The sequence below is a fragment of the bacterium SCSIO 12741 genome (genome assembly GCA_024398055.1).
Taxonomy (GTDB): domain Bacteria; phylum Bacteroidota; class Bacteroidia; order Flavobacteriales_G; family Salibacteraceae; genus SCSIO-12741.
Genome location: CP073749.1, coordinates 3,773,355 through 3,791,370, shown reverse-complemented (window position 1 = coordinate 3,791,370; position 18,016 = coordinate 3,773,355). Strand labels below are relative to the sequence as shown.

The window sequence follows — 18,016 nt, the reverse complement described above, 5'->3', positions numbered from 1 at the left end:
TTACTTTTAAAATACAAGTAATTACTTACTTTTGCTTGCAAATTAAAAGCAAAGTTATCATTTAAGGTTATGAAAAAGGTTCTTTTAACAGGTATTTCGGGATTTATAGGTCAACATTGTGCGGCAGAATTACTTAAACAAGGCTACGCTGTTAGAGGATCATTAAGAAGTCTATCCAAGTCAGAAGCGATCACTAACACCATTAAAAAGGAAGTTGATCCTAAAGGTAACTTAGAGTTCTGTGAACTGAATTTGTTGAAAGATGAAGGCTGGGACGAAGCGATGGACGGGGTTGACTTCCTCATGCACGTGGCCTCCCCTTTCGTATCCAAAGTACCCAAGGACGAAAACGAATTGATCAAACCAGCTGTAGAAGGAACACAACGCGCTATGAAAGCGGCGAAAAAAGCCGGAATCAAACGGGTAGTTCTAACCTCTTCTATGGTAGCCATGTTAGGAGATGTGGTGGGTGATAAAAACATCAATGAAAACAGCTGGACCAACCCAAAAGCGAAAAATGCCACCGCTTACCTAAAGAGTAAAGTACTCGCCGAAAAGAGTGCCTGGGACTTTATAAAAGATCAAGGCGGTTCTGATCCCATGGAGTTGGTTACTATTCACCCAGGCCCGGTATACGGTCCTCCCCTTTCCAACAACCTTTCTGGCGAGTCCATGACCACTTTTTCTGAAATGCTTTTGGGTAAGATTCCCATGGTTCCACAAGCTGGAATCAACATGTCGGATGTGAGGGATGTGGCTCGAATTCACGTTCAAGCTTTGGAAAATGCTCAGGCAGCCGGCCACCGTTTTATCGTGGCCAGCGAAAAAGCACACACCTTTCAGGATTTGGCACAAACCCTAAAGACAGGTGGTTACGAAAAAGTGAAAACCGGCCTGGCTCCCAATTTCTTCATTCGCCTAATGGCCAACTTTAGCAGCGACATGAAGGGTATGCTTCCTTACGTGGGCAAAATCTACGAAGGCGACATTAGCAACACCATGAAAACCTTTGATTGGAAGCCTATTACGCTTAAGAAGATGGCCTTGGATACGGCCGTTTCTGTGGAGCGGATATTGGAGGGAAAGTAATTAGTCTTTAGATTGGAAAGATTGAATTTCCTCAGGTGACATCGCCTCTACTTTCAGGGTAGCCCCTTCTCGTTTCGGGTAATAAACCCAAAGCAGCTTATTGGGAAATCTACACTCCACGGACATTAAATAAGAGGGAATTCGGTCCATTTGGGCATATCCGGGATGCCAAAAATGGATTAGAACTTGAGTTACTCCATGCTCAAAATTCCCAATAACCCTGCCTGCCGTACGGTACCAGTTATCTTCAGTATCCAGTGAACCTGCTTTATTCATCGTTGGGGACCTTGATTTCTTTAACCACTTTATACCCCAATCTCCCTTCCACAAAACACAGTTGAACCCTTCCGCCTTCGTAGAGCAAATTCCAGGTTTCTTCATCGGCCGTGAAGCGCTCTTCTTTCTCTCCCATTTGGAGAAACAAATAGTGCGAATCTCCGTCAGAGTCCTCCCCTTTCCAGTTGATCTTGTAGTTCTCACAAGTTACTTCACCGAGATCCAATTCTCCACGATTCATTCTACTTACGATCATTGGTAGAGCCAATGCACAACCAAACAGGAGGCTAAAAAAGACCGAGTACCTTCTTGAGCCATTATGGAAAAGTCGGGAATAGATGAATCGAAGGATTACGATTAGCAGAGCGCCTACAACCAGACCGATAACACCATAAGTTAGAAACAAATCGCCACCATGAATGGTATTTTCGAGGGTTCTGATTTCCAAGGTGAGTAAAATCAAGCTTACCATAAAACCAAAGAACAATCCATAGTAGACTACTTGATCAACTCTTTTGGTCTCCCCCTCTCCCTTGGGTGGAAAAAGATCGACCGATAATATCAAGGATATTTTGACCAAACGAATGAGGTTGGCCATTACCACCAGAAACCCGCCCAAGGCCACAAATCGTAGCATTCCGGCATCATCACTAAATGGGATAATGATGAGTCCACCAATCAAGGCATACACCAAGTATCTCAGTGCCTTTTTCCGAACTTCAGACCTGGCCATTATTCTTCAAAATGAGATGGAGACAAGAGAGAATTTGCCTTCAGTTTGTCCAATATCATTCGAGCTTCAGCTTCATCTATATCGTTGGCAAATTTGACCGTTTGCATGCCATAAGAGAACTTGATTTTCCCTCCCTTCAATCCGAAACTATTCCACTTGTTGTAATAATTGAATACACCTAAATCGGCACTTGGATTGATAGCCATATTGGCAACCGAACCGAGTTCGTATCCCCGAGAACGACTATAACCCGTAACGCGTTTTTCAATGGTCAAAATTCCATTTTCTAAGCGGATGACCTCCCTACCTGTTAACATCCAGGAAAGACCATATAAGGCAAACATTCCTCCAACCGTCCAGGCTCCCAACCAAACCAACATAAAAGCTTTGGCCACGAAGGGTGTTGTAGAGGAAAACAAGGCTCCAATAACCGTAATCTCACCCATCAACCAGCCCATGGACCAGAACCCTAAGAATGGAATGAGGAACCAATTCTTTCGAGATGGGATAGTGATTTGCAACGAGTTAGTATTTTCTATGATTTCGGCTCTGCCGTTTGCTGGTTTTACGATCATGTTTTCCGGTGATTAAAATTTTGTAGCACGGTTCGATTCAAATTTCATCATAGGTAATGCGGCCTTCCCAATAATCGACTAAGCGCTTCTTAGGTAGCCTTTCCTTATGATAAAGTTTCAGAATTTCTTCCTGAAAATCGGTCCAACTCCTTGCATTGAGTTGTTTGTAAACCTGCATGGCCTTGGCTGAATCACCAGCATATTCCAGACTACCTAAATACCCAATGTACAAATCAAATTGCGTCGAATCTTCCCTTAAATCCTCCTCAAACATCGATAAGGCTTCCTGATAGAGGTTCTTCGCTTCGGTCGGACGATCAGTCAGTTCCAGATAAAAGGCCTTTTGCACCCGAAAAAAGGGGCGATCCGGATATAGTTCAATTAGTCTGTCTGCTGATTTCATCATTCCTTCAGCATCCTTCATTACAAACATCAATCTATCTCGGTGGATAAGGGCTTGAAGGTTTTGTGGATTAAGGGCAAGTGCCTGGTCTGTGAGAGTCAAAGAGCTATCTATCCTTGTGGAACTATCGAGGTTTCTATCGAAATAAACCTCAATGGCCTTTTCTTGAAGTTTTGTTGCCTCCGCATTGTTGTTACACGAGTAAAACAGCATACTCATGAGGAGAAGAAATAGAAAATTGGTTTTCATGTTTTGAACTTGGCTGAAACGAAAATAAGAAATCTCAATCCAGAATTATCAATTAGGTCTACCGGTAAATCGCATAAACAAGGACCGAATCAGGCCAAATATTTAATTCTTTAACCCACTCTTTTTATCCCGGAATTCTATGGAATTAAGCTTATCCATGACCCTATCTAACTTAGAATAAGAGTTAAAGACTCAATTGCTTATAGGTAAATTCTACTGTTCAGAAATCGGTTTATCATATCTACTTTCCAAATTTGTTTCTTTCACAACAAATTTGACGATACCCAGGTCCTTTTCCATACTTTCCAGGGTTTCGATTAGGAACTTATCCAAATCTGGCGGTACATCCATTCCACTATCCTGGAATTGTTTGATCAGAATTGATAAATAATCAATAATCTTCGTTTTTCCTGTTGCATCCAGGAACATTTCCTGAGACCAAAATTCTAAAGTGGTCATTACCACTTGGCCTGAGGGTTCTTAATAGGGACAACAACTTGCTCTTTGTTCATCCAATCCCACGCGTGGGTTCTCACGAAGTAGTGATTTCTTTTTGGGTGACTTTCGATCCAATCGAATGTAGGAACGAGGTTAGTTTTTTTCTTGAAGGGATTCCACATCATGTCAGTTTAATGAGTTAAAATTAAATCAAACTAACTTTTGGTAATGGTGGATTACAAATCCGAACCAGTAATGCCGAAGGGTAATCAATCTTTGTTTCGGCTACTTATTCTGTTAAGCCATAGCTTTAATCTTATTCCAATTGGACTCAGATAACCCATTTTCCCAAAATGCGGTTACACCAGCATCGATTTGACTGTGAACCATCTGTGCTGAAATAATTTTATTATCTAAAACAAATACCACATTTTTTCCACTATTTTTCTTAGTGGCCTGGGACCATGCATCCGTCCCAGTTTTATCCAGATAAATGGAAAACCCTTTGGATCTTGATAGTTTTCAAATTCTCCGCCTCGAATAAAATTGGCAGGCACCACAATCGGTCGAGGGGTTACAAAAAAAGTCTGATCTGCAAAGGCTCGTTCAAAGTTGTTTGAAGTGGTCTGAACTTCATACCACCCATCGGATAAAACTTCATTCTTTAAGTTTCTGTCCGTTGTTTCCTGGATAAGTTTAAAAAACTCCGCATCATCCATTTGAGGTTGAGAACTTTGGCAGCTAAGTATACTGATAGCAATGGTGAATAATAGAATCCTTATCATTTTTAAATATTTGAATTTCAACTCAAACAACCTTCACATTTAACCACCAGAAAATACCAATTGTTGCCTAAATCTAATGAGTCAAGGATTTCCACGCCTGTTTTCAAATCATGGGTAAATGCCGGACGAAAACCCTGAGGGTTGTGATAGAAATAGGCATCATAAGTATTGTATCCGGAAACACAAGAACGAAAGCTCACTTCTATCGTATCCCCTTCCATGGCCACATAACCCCAGTCGTTAGAGTTAAACCATTGGGTCAGGGCCGGTAAGGATAAATCATGTTCGGATTTTAACTTTGAGGGATCGTCTGTTCGTAAGAAAAGACCACTCTTGCGGGAGTCCAATGAATCCAAAGTTGCTCGATTCAGTTGAATCTCTTTTTCAACCTTCTGCCATTTTTCAAAATCAGAAAACACTTGACTCTTCCAGAATGGAACGTTGGATTCACAGGTCAATAAATGACGATTTAGGTAAACGGCTATAGCCAGAACTACACCCAACACCATTAAAAGGCTCCATTTGAACCAATTCATAATGCCGCTGTTAACGCCTCAATTATTCCTGCAAGAAACAAAAGCAAAATGGTTAAAATGAGATTAATCAAATAGGTAGTAAAGGTGAGAACTATCCGCAGAATGGGATGAAGAGAGCGGAAAAATTGAAAATAAACCCAAAAGATGTAGCCCATCGAGATGGTCATCGGAACGATGTCTTGGTAAAAATCATCCCCACCAATTAGGACAGAAATTCCACTAACCACCAGGTAAAGGATAATCTGTTGGCCCGTGATGTAAAGATTTAGTGTCAAATGTTCGAAGTAGTTGTACCTGGCTTTTAGAAAGGCCCAATAGGAGGCCAATGAAAACACGGGAAGCAACAGCAAAGACGAATAGGCAAAATGCCTGGCCAGCCAATTCAGTACTTCGTAAACATGAACATTCTCCCTACCCTGATCCGTAAATCCTTCGGCAATTCCTGCGATAATCCCTCCAGATAGGTTTGTTTACCTGTAACGGAAGCCAAAAGAACGTACAATGCGGCGGTTACAAACAAGAAAGCTAAAGGACGAATATGAACCTTTCTCTTACCTGCCAAGTATTCCTGAATGGTGTGGCCGGGTCTCAGGGTCAGTTCTTTGATGGTGAAGAGGAGACCGTGATTCAGTTGAAAAACACTGTTAGACAATTCGTTGAGTAGAAACTGAAGGTTAACTCTACCGGAATCAGCCTTCTGCCCGCATTGGTTGCAGTAGTTCCCCTCAAAGGTATAACCACAGTTTTGACAGGTGTTTTTCATGAATCGAGGTGCGAAAATAAGGTTTGTGGTGGTTTTCCTGAATACCCCTTCTAATCCCAGCAGAAAGGGAAATTAAGAAGAATGCCAAATGTCCACCTTATGCGCAAACTCTATTCCACTTTAAGAACTTTCTGGGTGGTCCGACGCTGATCTATATCCAGCACCAAAACATACAAACCGGCTGGAAGTTCGGTCAAGTCTATAACCTTTTCATTACGAACAACCAATAGAACCTCACCGGTCAAGGATACAATGGAGGCCTTCATACTTTGATGGTTTTGATTGGGCGTGATTTTCAATAGACCATGAGTAGGATTAGGATGAACCCTTACTGCATTGTCATAGGACTCCTCCCCTTTTACCTCAAGGATGGTTTGGCAAAAACTTCTTCGTTCATTGATGATCGTATCGCAAGGATTCCGATACTTGGATTGGCTGTGCACGGGCGATGGTTGATCGGATTGAGACAGCGGAGTGAGCTGGGGATGTATATCCGTTTGTGCGGTTGAACCACCACCCAAAGCAATGTCCTTGGCTATTGGATTTCCGGTGAAGGTATAATCCGCCATAGCATTTAGGAAGCGAAAACTCACCAAATAATCGTGGGCATTAAACACCGCTTTGGTTGTGTATTGGCCAGGTAAGTTGTGATCGGCATTGTAAACATAGTTGGATACAGAATCTGAGTAAACCAGTATACAATCCTTCAAACTATCGTCAATGGCGATGTTATTAAATATATCCATTCCCATCCGGTGATCATTCACGTCATCATCGTCGTACAACACCATGAGCATTCGGCAATCTTTTGGGAAATTATCCAGATCGGAAGTACCAAGTTCGAAAGAGTACCAGGGAGCCGAGCAGTAAATGAACCTGGCCGTAGTTCCCCAATTGTTCTCGGTAAAATGGCGGTAAGAAATTCTCGGAGTGGCACCACCACCGAAAGAATGTCCGTAGAATCCTACCTGGTTGGTATCGATTAGTTGAGGCAAGTTTCTTGCCGCCTTGGCAAATCCATCGTATAGGGTTTGATATCTCTCAGGAATCGTTGCGCCGATAGTTTTGTAGGGTACGAAAACCACTACATAGCCGTTGGAAGCCAAATTGTAGAGCGTTTCTCGATAAATGGTGGTGTCGTTGGCGCCATAACCGTGTGAAAAGAATATGGTGGGTTTTGGTTGCGAAGTTCCCTTTGGGTAAAACACAGAAATGTCCTTGGTCAGGTAATGGTCGTTTCTAAGATGAGTGGATTCAACAGCGAAGTTGCCATCCGAGCCATAACCCGATGATGGAGGTTGAATCGGCCCCTCATATTGAGCATAGAGCCCGTTAATCCAAAGTGCAAAACATAGAAAAAGGCAGTATTTCATATAGATAACCGATTACTGATTGGGGCCTAAAAGTAGGAGATTTAGCCACTAATTTTACCGGCTAACGATTTCTTAATCTTCGACTTTAGGCGATTTTGAGTCAGGATTGTGTTACCAGAATATTTGGCAAAAACGCATTTCCTTGTTTTGTCAATTCACATTAAGCATGAATTCTCCTCATCATCAGAATTATATTCCACAAGGCAAATACGTCCGGTCCTTTTCTGGCATGAATTGTCACCTTTGACTGATCTTGTTTTAGCAAGGTTAACTCGGACCACTCACTTTTCGTTAAACCCGATTTGATGGCCCGTTTTGTCTCTTCAATGTTTTGTAATCCATGAGGTAGGATTTTTTGAATTTCGGAATAAAAAAGAACGTTTGCCATTTGATCATCACCAAACATCAACCTTTGGGCACCAAGCATAGTCCAATTTGCAGAATCAGGACAGGTAAACAGCAAGACAGGATTCCCACACTCAATGGCCCCCAATAGCTGCAAAAATTGATCTCTCCGAGTAACATTCAATTCTTCCCAAAAAATAATGGAACTGGATGCCTGATGGTATTCTTTTGCCTTCCATCTGAGCCTACTTTCAAGAAATTCGACCGTTTTCTGCATCCATTAAATGATTGGGATTAGGAATGTTTCCCATAATCCAAATCCCTCAACATTCCCTTCAACATCACCGGAACAATTAGAGAGTGAAAGGGCTTGACGGGAAGAAAATACAGCCGACCGAAGAAATTGCGAAAAACTACGGTTGTTGTGATGGTCAATCGCTTCTGGTTCCCCTCAACTGGCTCGGCAAGTAAAGAGATTCGGAAATCAAGGTGCTTATCGTCCTCCCCCATAATTACCTCCCGATCGTTGACCTGAAAAAGGCGGAACAATCCGATCTGTTCCCCGGCTTCCCATTTCTGATTATCCAGGTTGTTTTGAATCCCATCTTCAGATGTCTTCAATCCAAATGACTTAACGATTCTATTTCGAAGAGAGAAAAGCTGACCAATCCAGGATGGGCCGGAAGAGAAAAACGCTTTGGCCATATCCCTAGCCCCAATTTTATTCTCAACATCGGATAGGTATCCCTGAAAACTGTCGATGTAGTGATACTTGTCTTTGGAAGAAAACAAGAGAGACTCCGCCGGAGCTTGAACTTTGCGGATTTGAAGTGTTGCCATGTGATGCTTATCCTAAGTAATCAACTGGTGTGTAAAGGTAACTCACAAGGAATTGGTGGATAGAAAAAAAAGCGTTTTTTGAGCTTTTAATCCCCTAAATCGTTATGCACATGAATGATAAAACACGAGTAAATGATCTAATCATAAAGTTGCTTAATATCACCACCTGTCTTCACCAGATTCATATTTAATTGCCTCCCATTGGGCATGCTGTTACTCCTTATCGATTCGTCCATTTAAATTCGATGAAATCAAATTCTAAATCGAAAAAAAGCCGTGAGCACTTACCAGTTTATTGGTTTTGCTACACGGCTTTTTGGGATTGTACACCACAATTATAGCCTAACAAGTCATTCTTGTTTCAGCTTTGTAAAAACACATGCTGCTCCGTCAAGCTACTTTGTTTTTTGATGTTAGATCATTCTTCTTAACAAATTGCCAATATTCACTCAATCTTAAAAACTTGGCCCCTTTCTTTTACTTTTATTTTGCCTTCTCTTCATTTTCCGAAAACCTTTCAATTTTCTACCTCGATACTTTGGTCCTTTTCTGCGATTGTGAACTTTCGAGTCTGGACCAGATGTATCTTTATGCCTCCATATTCTTGGTCTAAACTTAACCTTTACCCTTGTTTTGAGTTTTCTTTTTGAATAACTTATGGTGATCAAAGCTGCTCTGTTGGCATCGTAGATTGGATCGCCCGTTCGCATATCAGAAGGGTTAATTCCAAACTGCGAAATGGAATTTTGAAATCTTTCTGATCTGGCATCAGCCAATTCCTTCGCCGTAAAACTCGCCACGACACTACCATTTATAAAACCATTTGCTCCTCGGTCACCTTCACTGAGCATGGTCGATCCGCTTATCTTAACAGTAAATCCATCCGGTGTTTTTCGAATAAATCTTGCAGCTCTAAATGCCTCTGTCACAGCCTTAGAATTATTGGTATAGGCATCAGAATCAAAATCAAATTCGACTCTAAAATCTTTCTCTATTTTCTTAACCTTAAATTCACTAAACACATCAATTTCAAAGAGTTGAAATTTGATTGTATTTCTTGCTCTGTCCTTAAAGCATTTTTTATACGGATCGTTGAATTTTGGTTTTACACGTTCTAAACCCTCTAATTCTATTCCGTCAATAACGCGATTTTCACTAAAGGCATATGGGCTATTCCATGGGTAAAAATAGGACAGAGGATCAACTGCAAAAAAACGTCCTAACCTTGGATCGTGCATTCTGTATCTGTATCCTATTGAATTACCATTTCCGGCTATTTCATTATCAACTTCTTGATTCTGAAAACCAAATCTATGACCACTTCCGGACCACCCTTTTCTCCCGGGCATTGGCATCCCAAAGGGGTAATAATCCTGATACTGCAACACCTCGGCTAACTTGAAGCGATTGATGGTTTGAATCAGAATATTGTTGAGGGAGAAAGAGCTACCACTTACCAACTCCCAACGAACCCCAAGGTGAATTCCAGGTACATTAACCACCACGGTTTTTGTCCCTGATGTATTGGAATAAGTCTCGGTTTGCAGCGTAGTTCCCTGGTTGTCGTACAGGGTCAACTCCACTACTCCATTAACAATCAGATCAAAAGTCAATTCATGATCTTGTCCGGTTGCTCCTGAACCCAGGTTAAACGGAAAATCGGTTTTAAAATAGGCTCCGGTCGTAGAGGATCCGATGGTACCAGTGCTGTTGTCATAGGCCATGTTCTGGTGCGCATAATCCTGGTTGCTCAACGTATAAGAATCAACATCTTCTTGTACAGCAAGGTTATCCACTCGTTGAAAAAGTGCGCGGTTGCTGATCACGTTGTTCACATTACCGAGGTAATTGCTCAATTCGTAGGCCGAACGCCCCATTTCACTGGAACCTCGTCTAAAGCGCTGCAACTCGTCTAATGCCGAAGCTCGAATAAACAGATCGGCCGATGCGGTATATTCAATATATCCGCCATTAGTGGCCCACTGAATTCCGTCGGAATAAAACCGTGCAGTATTCGGATCATCACTAAGTACTTGGGAAATATGAGGCAAGTTAACATAGTTGGAAAAGGCATTGGCCATCGATGCCGTTGTGCCGGAGAGGTTATCCTGGTGAGCCATGTAATTGTTGGCTCCATCATAAACCGTAATCCTGTTCATGGTTCCACTTCCAGCGAAAGTGATGTCCATTTCTGTACCGGTAACGTACAACCGGCGTTTACCGATATCTCCGTCATTGAGTTTAACGTCATTTTCCAAATACATCATTTCGCTTTCAGCCAAAAGACGCGTCGATTTGTCCACTCCTACCCGTTTTGAGCCGTAGATTCCTCTTTCACTCACCTTATAATCCAGTTGATAAGTAGAAGATACTTGTAACTCCAGGGTATAGCAATGTCCACCAATGCACACGGTCAATACAGGATTGCTCCAGGTCCAGCCCTCTGCTTTGAAAAGGTTGTAGGTATCGCCGGATTTAGTTACGGTAAACCCTTCGCCAGTAAAAAACTGGGTAAGAAGAGCATCCATGTTGTAATCACGGCCACAAAGTAGGATTCCATTAAAGAGATTCCCATTTGTACCTCCATTGGATAATTGCAGGGTTAAGGGTTGACTCCTTCCGTTGCAAAGGAATTGATAGTCCAGCGTGAACCAGGCGTAGGAACCATCTTCCGCCATATCGGTTTCATAGATGGCCATGTTGTCACCAGAAATATCATTTACATAATAGGTATAATCCCAATGACCAATATCAGAAACTGAGCCCGCTATCCGAGGCTTTACAATTTTGGCAATCCGATTGCCCAAAGGATCGTACCTAAACTCAATGTCCGGTTTTTCCGAATTAGGAGTTCTTGTTATGTGGGTAATCATTCCATCAAGGTTCCATTCAATATGGGCGATTTCGTCTTCCGAATTGTTGATCACCTGTCCGATTTTGTTGTAAACGAACTGAGAACCACCGGTACCGGAAGCCTTAATGTCTGAACCAAATTTCAATCCTTCGGCATCGCTAATGGTCGTTAACTGATTTTTGCCGTTGGCATAGGTATAAGTGATATCATCCATAGCCGGAGTATTGCCGTGGGCATTGCGCAGCAAACTCTCAATGTTGCCATTTGCATCGTAGATCAACTCTACCTTAAATTCATTCGTAGCTGCTGCACTCGTCCAGGTATTGGATGCCAAATCATTACCAGTTTTATGAGCTTGTTGCGATTTCAAACGGTTAAGCTGATCGTAACGATAAGCCCGGCCATAAGCATCCAAAGGATCATTATTCAAGTCCGTAATTCCGGGTGAATAGGCAGCAATGTTTCCATTGTAGAGTGAAGTAATTCCACCATTATTGTACTGGTAACTGCCTCCGTGAGTAGCTGCAAAGTTCTGCTTGGTCCCATCAATGGCTTTGTAATCTCCCTGGTAGTAATCCACCACGTAACCAAACACATCGTTGGCAATTTGACGGTGAATATCAGGATCAGAATTATAAGCGGTTCCAAGCTCGCCGTCTTTTCCAGGGTCATTCGCTCCTTGCAGGGAGTTGCTGTTCATGGCCTTTATCCAGCCTTGTAGATTGTACACATAATCCAATCCTTGAACTTTTTGCTCACCTACTTCGGTTCGAGCCAAAGGTCCGTGAAGATAGTATTCGTACTTGGCATCCTCTTGCCAGATCACCCCATCGGTGCTGGTTTCCACAATGTGAATACGGTTGTTTTGGTCGTACAGATATCGGTGATATTTAGCATCCAACTGGTGGGCTTGATACTGCACTTCGTTAACATTACCCGAAAGCAGTTCATAGGAGTAGCGGATTTCCTTTAAACTCTGACCTAAGAACTCCAATTCCGTGTTTTCGTTGATCACACGAGTTACATTTCCATGGATATCGTAGGCAAAATGAATCCCATAATCATAGGTTTCGGCGTCTCCATCTGAATTTTCTTCCACCGTAACGCTACTCACCCGTCCTAAGGTCATACGGGGTTCGGAACCAAAATAGCCGGCCACTTTAGGAGATAGGTCATCACTGTAATAGGTAGAGGTGACTTGCTCCTTGCTCATGTAATTCCAAACCGTCACTTGGGTTCCATTTATCGTCTGATCCAAATCAGCTAAAACGCTCACTTGATCGACAATGGCTTGCTGAACCTCAGCGGGTAAATCTTCGAGTGTAGATCCCGCTGCCAATTGTGGATCGTAGGCCACTCCAGCATTTAGCTGACCTATTTCAACGATTCTTCCTAAATCATCGTATCGGGTGTAGCTGTACTGGGAGTACTCCAAAGATCCTTGGGTTTGAACGGTTCGCTGCTCCGCATTTTGGGAAAGAACCAGTTGCCCCTGGCTGTTGTACCAGAATCGGTTTCTACCCGCATCAGGTGAAATGGCTTCCACCATTTGGTTAAGCGTGTTGTAGCGATACTGGGTTTTGTAGCTATGGGTCGCCGGAGCTCCATTCACTACTCCATTAGGGGAAATGGTTTGAACCAAATTACCATCGGCTGAATAGTAGTACAAAGACGCGTTGTATTCATTCGCATCGTAAACCAGCTTATAATTCTCCTCGAGAAGTTTACACTGACCTTTGTAATCTTGAACGAAGGCATCTCGTATGGCATCAATCTCACCGATTAGTTCATCGACCACCTCAGCCATCGTATTTTCAATAATCATGTCCAGGCAAGGATTCTCATTTTCCATACCGTTGTAGCGGTCCGGACAGATGGTTACCAGAATATCATTTCCAGGCTTTTGGGAACGACGGTACATGGGGTAAGAGGTCTCTACCGCAATGCTTAAAGCTGAGCTCCCTGTGTTGGTCGCTACCAATATGCATTTATGAGCATCACCGTTGGCCCTCGGGCTTCCCATGTTTACCCAAAATTCATCGAAGCTAAATACATCGGACTCATCATTAGGTATTCCGCCAACCGGATAAAAAGCGGTGATATCAATAGTGTCCTTAATGATTCCTCCGGTAGAGGTATTTTGCAGGTAAATATTGATCCCATTTCCGCCCAGGTCATGACTAATAGTGGCATCAACCTCCGAATTCAAGGTTAACGGATGGGGGTATAACGAGCTGCGGTAGTAATCGTGGTATAGCGGTATAGTATGTTCCGTTCCATCCGCCAATCCGGTTTCATCCTTTAGGTAATTCAACAGGGTAATCAAATTTTGAGCATGAGGACTCAATCCGTAAGGTGAGTACCAGCCTAACTTAGCCATGTGACATTCCTTGACATAACTGGTCAAAGCACCACTCTCGGCCTGGATGGATTCCTGATGGACCTTGAGGTAATTGCTAAAGAGTTCGTAGAGGTAATCATCACCTTCTCCACCAATGGAATAGGTGGTAGTTCCAAATACTTCCTGGTAAAAATCGGTGTACTTATCCAGGAGAGAATCGCATTCAAAACATTCACTGCACCCTACTCCTTCCGGAACGGGAATATTTAGATCAGTCACATTGGCACCAGCCTGATTACAAGCGCATTCAGCTTCGCTAAAAGAGTTTAACCAAACTCCATATTTATGCGCAAAATAGCCATTCGGACTTGCCACTCCTACCGGTAGATCATTCGCTGCCTTGAGGTTATCAAATTCGAGACGAGCGAGGGCAACCTTGTCGCAGCCACACACATCCAAAATCGGATAGGCAATGGAATCCCGGTAGCCATCCACCGATTCGATTAAATACGGATTCATGCCTGGTCCCTGTGTCAATAATCCACAAGTTTCATAAGCATCCAGAATATCTCCAAAGGAAGAAACCTGAACCTGGCCTGGGGGCGAACAAACTGTAATGGGGATGAAGGTTGGAATGATATCAACCGGGGTGTCATCGATAAAAACAGTATCCTCTGTAGCAGGAAGCGTAGATGCTCCATAAGGCGTGGTTTCACTACAGGAAGCCTTGCAAAGAGCTACAAAGTGCGCCTTCAAGGGCGTGGTATCCGCCAAATTGGTCATAGCAGAAAGATCTAACTGTGCCAACCATTGGGAAGCCAAATCTTCGCAATTGCTCTCACAGGGGGCCAGAATGTTTTGATCATAAAATGACTGTCGCCCTGCAGGAGTGGTCATTTGGTTGGCCAAATTTGTGTCCGAACCCTCGGCATGAGAGGTCATGATGCTATATAAGCGATCGGGTAAAAGGCCTGAGGTCAATCCACAATTCATGAAATGATCATTGATCAGTTCCATCCTTTTGGTCAAATAGGCATCTCTAAAAATACGCCATTCTCTATCCTTAAAACAATCACTGGTTCCCATGGAATTTGGAAAAGTCGTAGTGGATTGAGGCCTCGCCAATTCTATTGCATAGTCATAGAGATGGGTATTACTTGTTCCATCCACATTTTGCATAAAACTGGACAAGAGCGGACCAATAGTGGCATGGCTTTCCAAGGGATCATGAAGCAAGGTTCCCATTCCCGATGAAGGCGATTGATACAGGGCCGAACCATAAGTACTTATCGGCTGCAAGAGCTTAAATGAATCATCAATGGCTACAAGCAATTTCAAGGCATGATCATAGGTCATGGCACTTTGCAAATAAGCCTCATATTCAAACACATCTGCATCGGTTGAACAGAGATTTAAAAAGCACTGAGCCTCGGCCGGTAGCGCATTGTTAGACTGAAGCCAGGCAAAAATCGCTTTTGACCAGGATTCTTTAAAATTCATCACAAAAGCCTGCTTGGACATAAACCTTGGCCCCTGCCCTGCTGGATAAGGGACTCCATTATCATCCAGGTAGTTAACGGCTGCACTGGTGTAATCAAAATTGAAAATATTGTTATCACTCAGGATACTGTTGTTATCCGACCCATTGTAGGTAGAATGATCGTACGCTCCATAAAATCCACCCGGACGCAGTTCGGCAATGAAGGCATTTTCAAATTCCTCACAGCGGGTAGGAAGAATGTTGACTTCACGATTACACAGGGTGTAGCAATTGGTCAGTAATACGTTGTAATCGTTTATCGCGGTGGCCGTATCATACACAATGATGCTGACATACACTTCGGCAAAGTAGCCGGAAAAAATGTCGTCATCGTAATTCCCAAAGTACTTGTTAAACCACAACGTAAAACGCGAACCGGTAAGGGTTTCGGGAGGCAACACACCCGCATAATAACTGTTCCAAAGGTCCAGGGCCAGCTGTTCATCGAGTGTTCCCAGTAACATACTTACCCATTGATCCGCCGTTAAAAAGGACCACTTGGCGTCAATCGTATTGCCATTGTAGCTGTAGGTAAATGAACCATCCAAAGTCCATTTGATGAGATCCAGGGCACTGGTATCTGGTTCAATGAGGGTATCAAATCCGGGGCCTGGTACTGCGAAACAGTATGGAGAAATTCACTAAAGCTTCCTATTTGATCTTCGCATTGCGTTCCGCATTTATCCGGCATACAGCTATCTGCTTCAGCCAACACATCCGACAATTTGCTTTTAAACAGAGTCGCAGCGTTGGGTACACAGCCACTTTCTTCCATGTAGAAATCGGCATAAGCTTCTGCAATGCTATCGTTCAACACAATGCGTTTCGTGATGAACAAGGTGGTAGGCTTGCTAATGACCGGAGTCAGGACGATACTGCTTCCACCATTTAAGGCGTAGGTAGGATTGGAATTGCAATTGTTCAGTTGCTCCCGAAACTTACCGGCTCTTTTGGTCTCCTGAAAAAGCGTATCGTACACAGAGGCCACACAGGGGTTCTGGGCGGTGATAATGAGCTCGATATCATAAACGCAATCGAAGCAAATTGGCGTGTTAGAACAGGTGGTGTTGTAGCTGGGTATATCCACGCTGTAGTTTACCTGATAAGTCCTTCCCGGATCAATGATCCGCGAATAATTGGAAACATACTCATCCCCTATCCATTGGTTAAAATCGGTCAAGTCATTTACGCGGGGAGTTTGAGTCGTGGATCCATCCACACTAATGAGATTGAGTGGTGGTGTGCCAGCCAGAATACTGAGCACTGTATTTCCATGCATGTTTTGGTATACCGTGCGACGCTGACCGTTTTGATCCACTACGTGTTTACGCTTGTAGTACTGAGCATCGCCTCGGTTTTGGGATTGGAAATAATCCTCCAAATCACCGTTGGCCGGTTGATCATAGATATACCTAACCGAGCGCCCGGCAAGCGGCTCAAAACCCATTCCAATTCCGCCCGATGTTTCCTGTACACGTCCCGTGTTATCCGGTGTGTATCGGGTAATCTGAAAAGGCACTTTATCCGCATCCGGAACAAAGGCTTGAGCCCCTTCTTTATCCGGGTTGTATTCGGAAAAATAATTGGCAGCACCTTTGGATTCCGTATCCGATAACTTGACAAAATTATAGGCACAGGACCCCGATGTATCCAGGTATTGATCCAACTCAAAATGCTCGTAGGTATAAGCATCAGCATTGAGCGATTCGGGCATGTCGAGGCTATCGATATAAGCAAAATCATATTGATTAACGGGACTCGGTAAGATGGTGACGGCTATGCGTCCTTCGGAGTCAAAAACGGCATTGCTCGCCAAGGTTTGTTGCTCCTCGCTATTGGATACCTGGCTTTGACGCGTTCTTCCCATTCCATCGGAAAAACTGGTGGATAGTATATTCACCCCATTCTCATTAAACAGGGATTGGGCTACCCAATTTCGATCCGCATCAAACGGCGTTGTCAAAACCACATAGGGCTTGTAGTTTCCATTTCCAAGAGCGAGCATGGTAGAAGCGCTATTGGAGGTGCCCAAGCCACTCTTATCCGTAGACCATTTTCCTTCTACTGAAATACCGTAATCGGTGGTATTGTAGTAAATCGGTCTATAGCGGAAAAAGACGACTCCCTGGTTATAAATCAAAGGAACCTCATAGGCATTTGCATGAACCCTTACCCGGGTTACGTTTTCGGTAAAGTCATAGGAAAGCTGCCCGATGTTGGACTTGTTCACCGTATCGAGGTAGGCCCATTCCAAATCATAAGCCTCGGCTCCTGGAATGTATGGCCAGGATACCTTGGCCCAGTTATCAGAAACAATCCGGTAAATACTATCCTGAGGCGGCACCTTCGATAGTTGATAATCATAATAGCGCTCTGACTCAATTCTGGACTCGAGGTAAAGGGCCTCATCTCCTACATTCGTTGAATTATTGACTACTACAACTACCTGATAAGCGTCTTTAAACCGGAAATAATCCTCACTCTGGTAATCTCCCGTGGCGCTGTACTGCACTTCTAAATTTACCGGAGAAAGAATTTCCTGATAAAAGGATGTTCCATTCCATTTTGTGACGCGAATTTCCAATTCCACACTGGCCTGCAGAGTTGAACTGGTTGACTGTAGCCGAGTATGGTCTATTCCGAGAATTACCGTGTTGGTAACTCGCCGATCGGTAAAGGATTGCTGCCAGTTGGCCTGGCTTTGCATATAACCGTACTTATCATCCTGTACAAAAACAGGTGAAGTACCATTAACAGAGAAATAACTTCGTTTTACGGCCACCTCTTGGGCTCCGAACAAACGCAAGGTTAGGATAAGCAAGCTCACCATTAGGGCGTAGCGATTGCATGCTTTGTATAAAATTCTCATGGTTTAT

Annotated in this window: 15 protein-coding genes; 1 reads left to right on the top strand and 14 read right to left on the bottom strand. The window is 43.3% G+C overall.

All coding sequences use genetic code 11. The annotated features are described in order from the left end of the window. Positions 1-69: 69 nt before the first annotated feature. On the top strand, positions 70-1,089 hold the full coding sequence (locus KFE98_16145; protein UTW61529.1) for an aldehyde reductase: 1,020 nt from the start codon (positions 70-72) through the stop codon (positions 1,087-1,089). Here the strand turns inward: KFE98_16145 and KFE98_16140 are convergent, their stop codons facing one another. The 14 genes from KFE98_16140 to KFE98_16075 all read right to left on the bottom strand — a co-directional run bounded on the left by KFE98_16140 (position 1,090) and on the right by KFE98_16075 (position 18,009). After that, positions 1,090-1,365 (bottom strand): hypothetical protein, encoded by a 276-nt coding sequence (locus tag KFE98_16140; protein UTW61528.1) that lies wholly within the window; start codon positions 1,363-1,365, stop codon positions 1,090-1,092. After that, positions 1,358-2,098: a hypothetical protein gene (locus KFE98_16135; protein UTW61527.1), complete on the bottom strand. Its 741-nt coding sequence runs from the start codon at positions 2,096-2,098 to the stop codon at positions 1,358-1,360. The genes KFE98_16140 and KFE98_16135 overlap by 8 nt, the downstream gene beginning before the upstream one ends. Beyond that, positions 2,098-2,673: a hypothetical protein gene (locus tag KFE98_16130; GenBank protein UTW61526.1), complete on the bottom strand. Its 576-nt coding sequence runs from the start codon at positions 2,671-2,673 to the stop codon at positions 2,098-2,100. Before KFE98_16130 ends, KFE98_16135 begins: the two co-directional genes overlap by 1 nt. 37 nt (positions 2,674-2,710) lie before the next feature. Further along, positions 2,711-3,325 carry a hypothetical protein gene (locus tag KFE98_16125; protein ID UTW61525.1) on the bottom strand — a complete coding sequence of 205 codons (615 nt, stop codon included), beginning with the start codon at positions 3,323-3,325 and terminating at the stop codon, positions 2,711-2,713. A gap of 213 nt (positions 3,326-3,538) precedes the next feature. After that, positions 3,539-3,784, bottom strand: coding sequence for a hypothetical protein (locus KFE98_16120; GenBank protein UTW61524.1), 246 nt, complete (start codon positions 3,782-3,784; stop codon positions 3,539-3,541). Positions 3,785-4,176: 392 nt separating this feature from the next. After that, on the bottom strand, positions 4,177-4,548 hold the full coding sequence (locus KFE98_16115) for a hypothetical protein (GenBank protein ID UTW61523.1): 372 nt from the start codon (positions 4,546-4,548) through the stop codon (positions 4,177-4,179). Between the two features lie 17 nt (positions 4,549-4,565). Next, complete coding sequence (locus tag KFE98_16110) at positions 4,566-5,084, bottom strand: hypothetical protein (protein UTW61522.1); 519 nt, start codon at positions 5,082-5,084, stop codon at positions 4,566-4,568. Continuing rightward, positions 5,081-5,434, bottom strand: coding sequence for a hypothetical protein (locus KFE98_16105; GenBank protein ID UTW61521.1), 354 nt, complete (start codon positions 5,432-5,434; stop codon positions 5,081-5,083). Before KFE98_16105 ends, KFE98_16110 begins: the two co-directional genes overlap by 4 nt. A gap of 32 nt (positions 5,435-5,466) precedes the next feature. Beyond that, entirely contained in the window at positions 5,467-5,847 is a 381-nt protein-coding gene (locus tag KFE98_16100; protein ID UTW61520.1) for a DUF3667 domain-containing protein, read from the bottom strand. Positions 5,848-5,957: 110 nt separating this feature from the next. Next, complete coding sequence (locus KFE98_16095; GenBank protein ID UTW61519.1) at positions 5,958-7,220, bottom strand: T9SS type A sorting domain-containing protein; 1,263 nt, start codon at positions 7,218-7,220, stop codon at positions 5,958-5,960. A gap of 160 nt (positions 7,221-7,380) precedes the next feature. Then, a complete protein-coding gene (locus tag KFE98_16090) occupies positions 7,381-7,713 on the bottom strand; it encodes a hypothetical protein (GenBank protein UTW61518.1) in 333 nt (110 codons plus the stop codon). Between the two features lie 146 nt (positions 7,714-7,859). Further along, the gene (locus KFE98_16085) at positions 7,860-8,405 is read right to left on the bottom strand and encodes a DUF2867 domain-containing protein (GenBank protein UTW61517.1); all 546 of its coding nucleotides are present in this window, start codon (positions 8,403-8,405) and stop codon (positions 7,860-7,862) included. Between the two features lie 455 nt (positions 8,406-8,860). Beyond that, positions 8,861-15,688: a hypothetical protein gene (locus KFE98_16080; protein ID UTW61516.1), complete on the bottom strand. Its 6,828-nt coding sequence runs from the start codon at positions 15,686-15,688 to the stop codon at positions 8,861-8,863. Further along, complete coding sequence (locus tag KFE98_16075; GenBank protein UTW61515.1) at positions 15,625-18,009, bottom strand: hypothetical protein; 2,385 nt, start codon at positions 18,007-18,009, stop codon at positions 15,625-15,627. The genes KFE98_16080 and KFE98_16075 overlap by 64 nt, the downstream gene beginning before the upstream one ends. Positions 18,010-18,016 lie beyond the last annotated feature (7 nt).

What these genes read in the sequence shown, in the direction of transcription:
- KFE98_16120 (UTW61524.1), bottom strand. Translation starts at nt 3,784, where the DNA reads ATGACCACTTTAGAATTTTGGTCTCAGGAAATGTTCCTGGATGCAACA.
- KFE98_16100 (UTW61520.1), bottom strand. Translation starts at nt 5,847, where the DNA reads ATGAAAAACACCTGTCAAAACTGTGGTTATACCTTTGAGGGGAACTAC.
- KFE98_16075 (UTW61515.1), bottom strand. Translation starts at nt 18,009, where the DNA reads ATGAGAATTTTATACAAAGCATGCAATCGCTACGCCCTAATGGTGAGC.
- KFE98_16110 (UTW61522.1), bottom strand. Translation starts at nt 5,084, where the DNA reads ATGAATTGGTTCAAATGGAGCCTTTTAATGGTGTTGGGTGTAGTTCTG.
- KFE98_16130 (UTW61526.1), bottom strand. Translation starts at nt 2,673, where the DNA reads ATGATCGTAAAACCAGCAAACGGCAGAGCCGAAATCATAGAAAATACT.
- KFE98_16115 (UTW61523.1), bottom strand. Translation starts at nt 4,548, where the DNA reads ATGATAAGGATTCTATTATTCACCATTGCTATCAGTATACTTAGCTGC.
- KFE98_16135 (UTW61527.1), bottom strand. Translation starts at nt 2,098, where the DNA reads ATGGCCAGGTCTGAAGTTCGGAAAAAGGCACTGAGATACTTGGTGTAT.
- KFE98_16095 (UTW61519.1), bottom strand. Translation starts at nt 7,220, where the DNA reads ATGAAATACTGCCTTTTTCTATGTTTTGCACTTTGGATTAACGGGCTC.
- KFE98_16125 (UTW61525.1), bottom strand. Translation starts at nt 3,325, where the DNA reads ATGAAAACCAATTTTCTATTTCTTCTCCTCATGAGTATGCTGTTTTAC.
- KFE98_16085 (UTW61517.1), bottom strand. Translation starts at nt 8,405, where the DNA reads ATGGCAACACTTCAAATCCGCAAAGTTCAAGCTCCGGCGGAGTCTCTC.
- KFE98_16140 (UTW61528.1), bottom strand. Translation starts at nt 1,365, where the DNA reads ATGAATAAAGCAGGTTCACTGGATACTGAAGATAACTGGTACCGTACG.
- KFE98_16145 (UTW61529.1), top strand. Translation starts at nt 70, where the DNA reads ATGAAAAAGGTTCTTTTAACAGGTATTTCGGGATTTATAGGTCAACAT.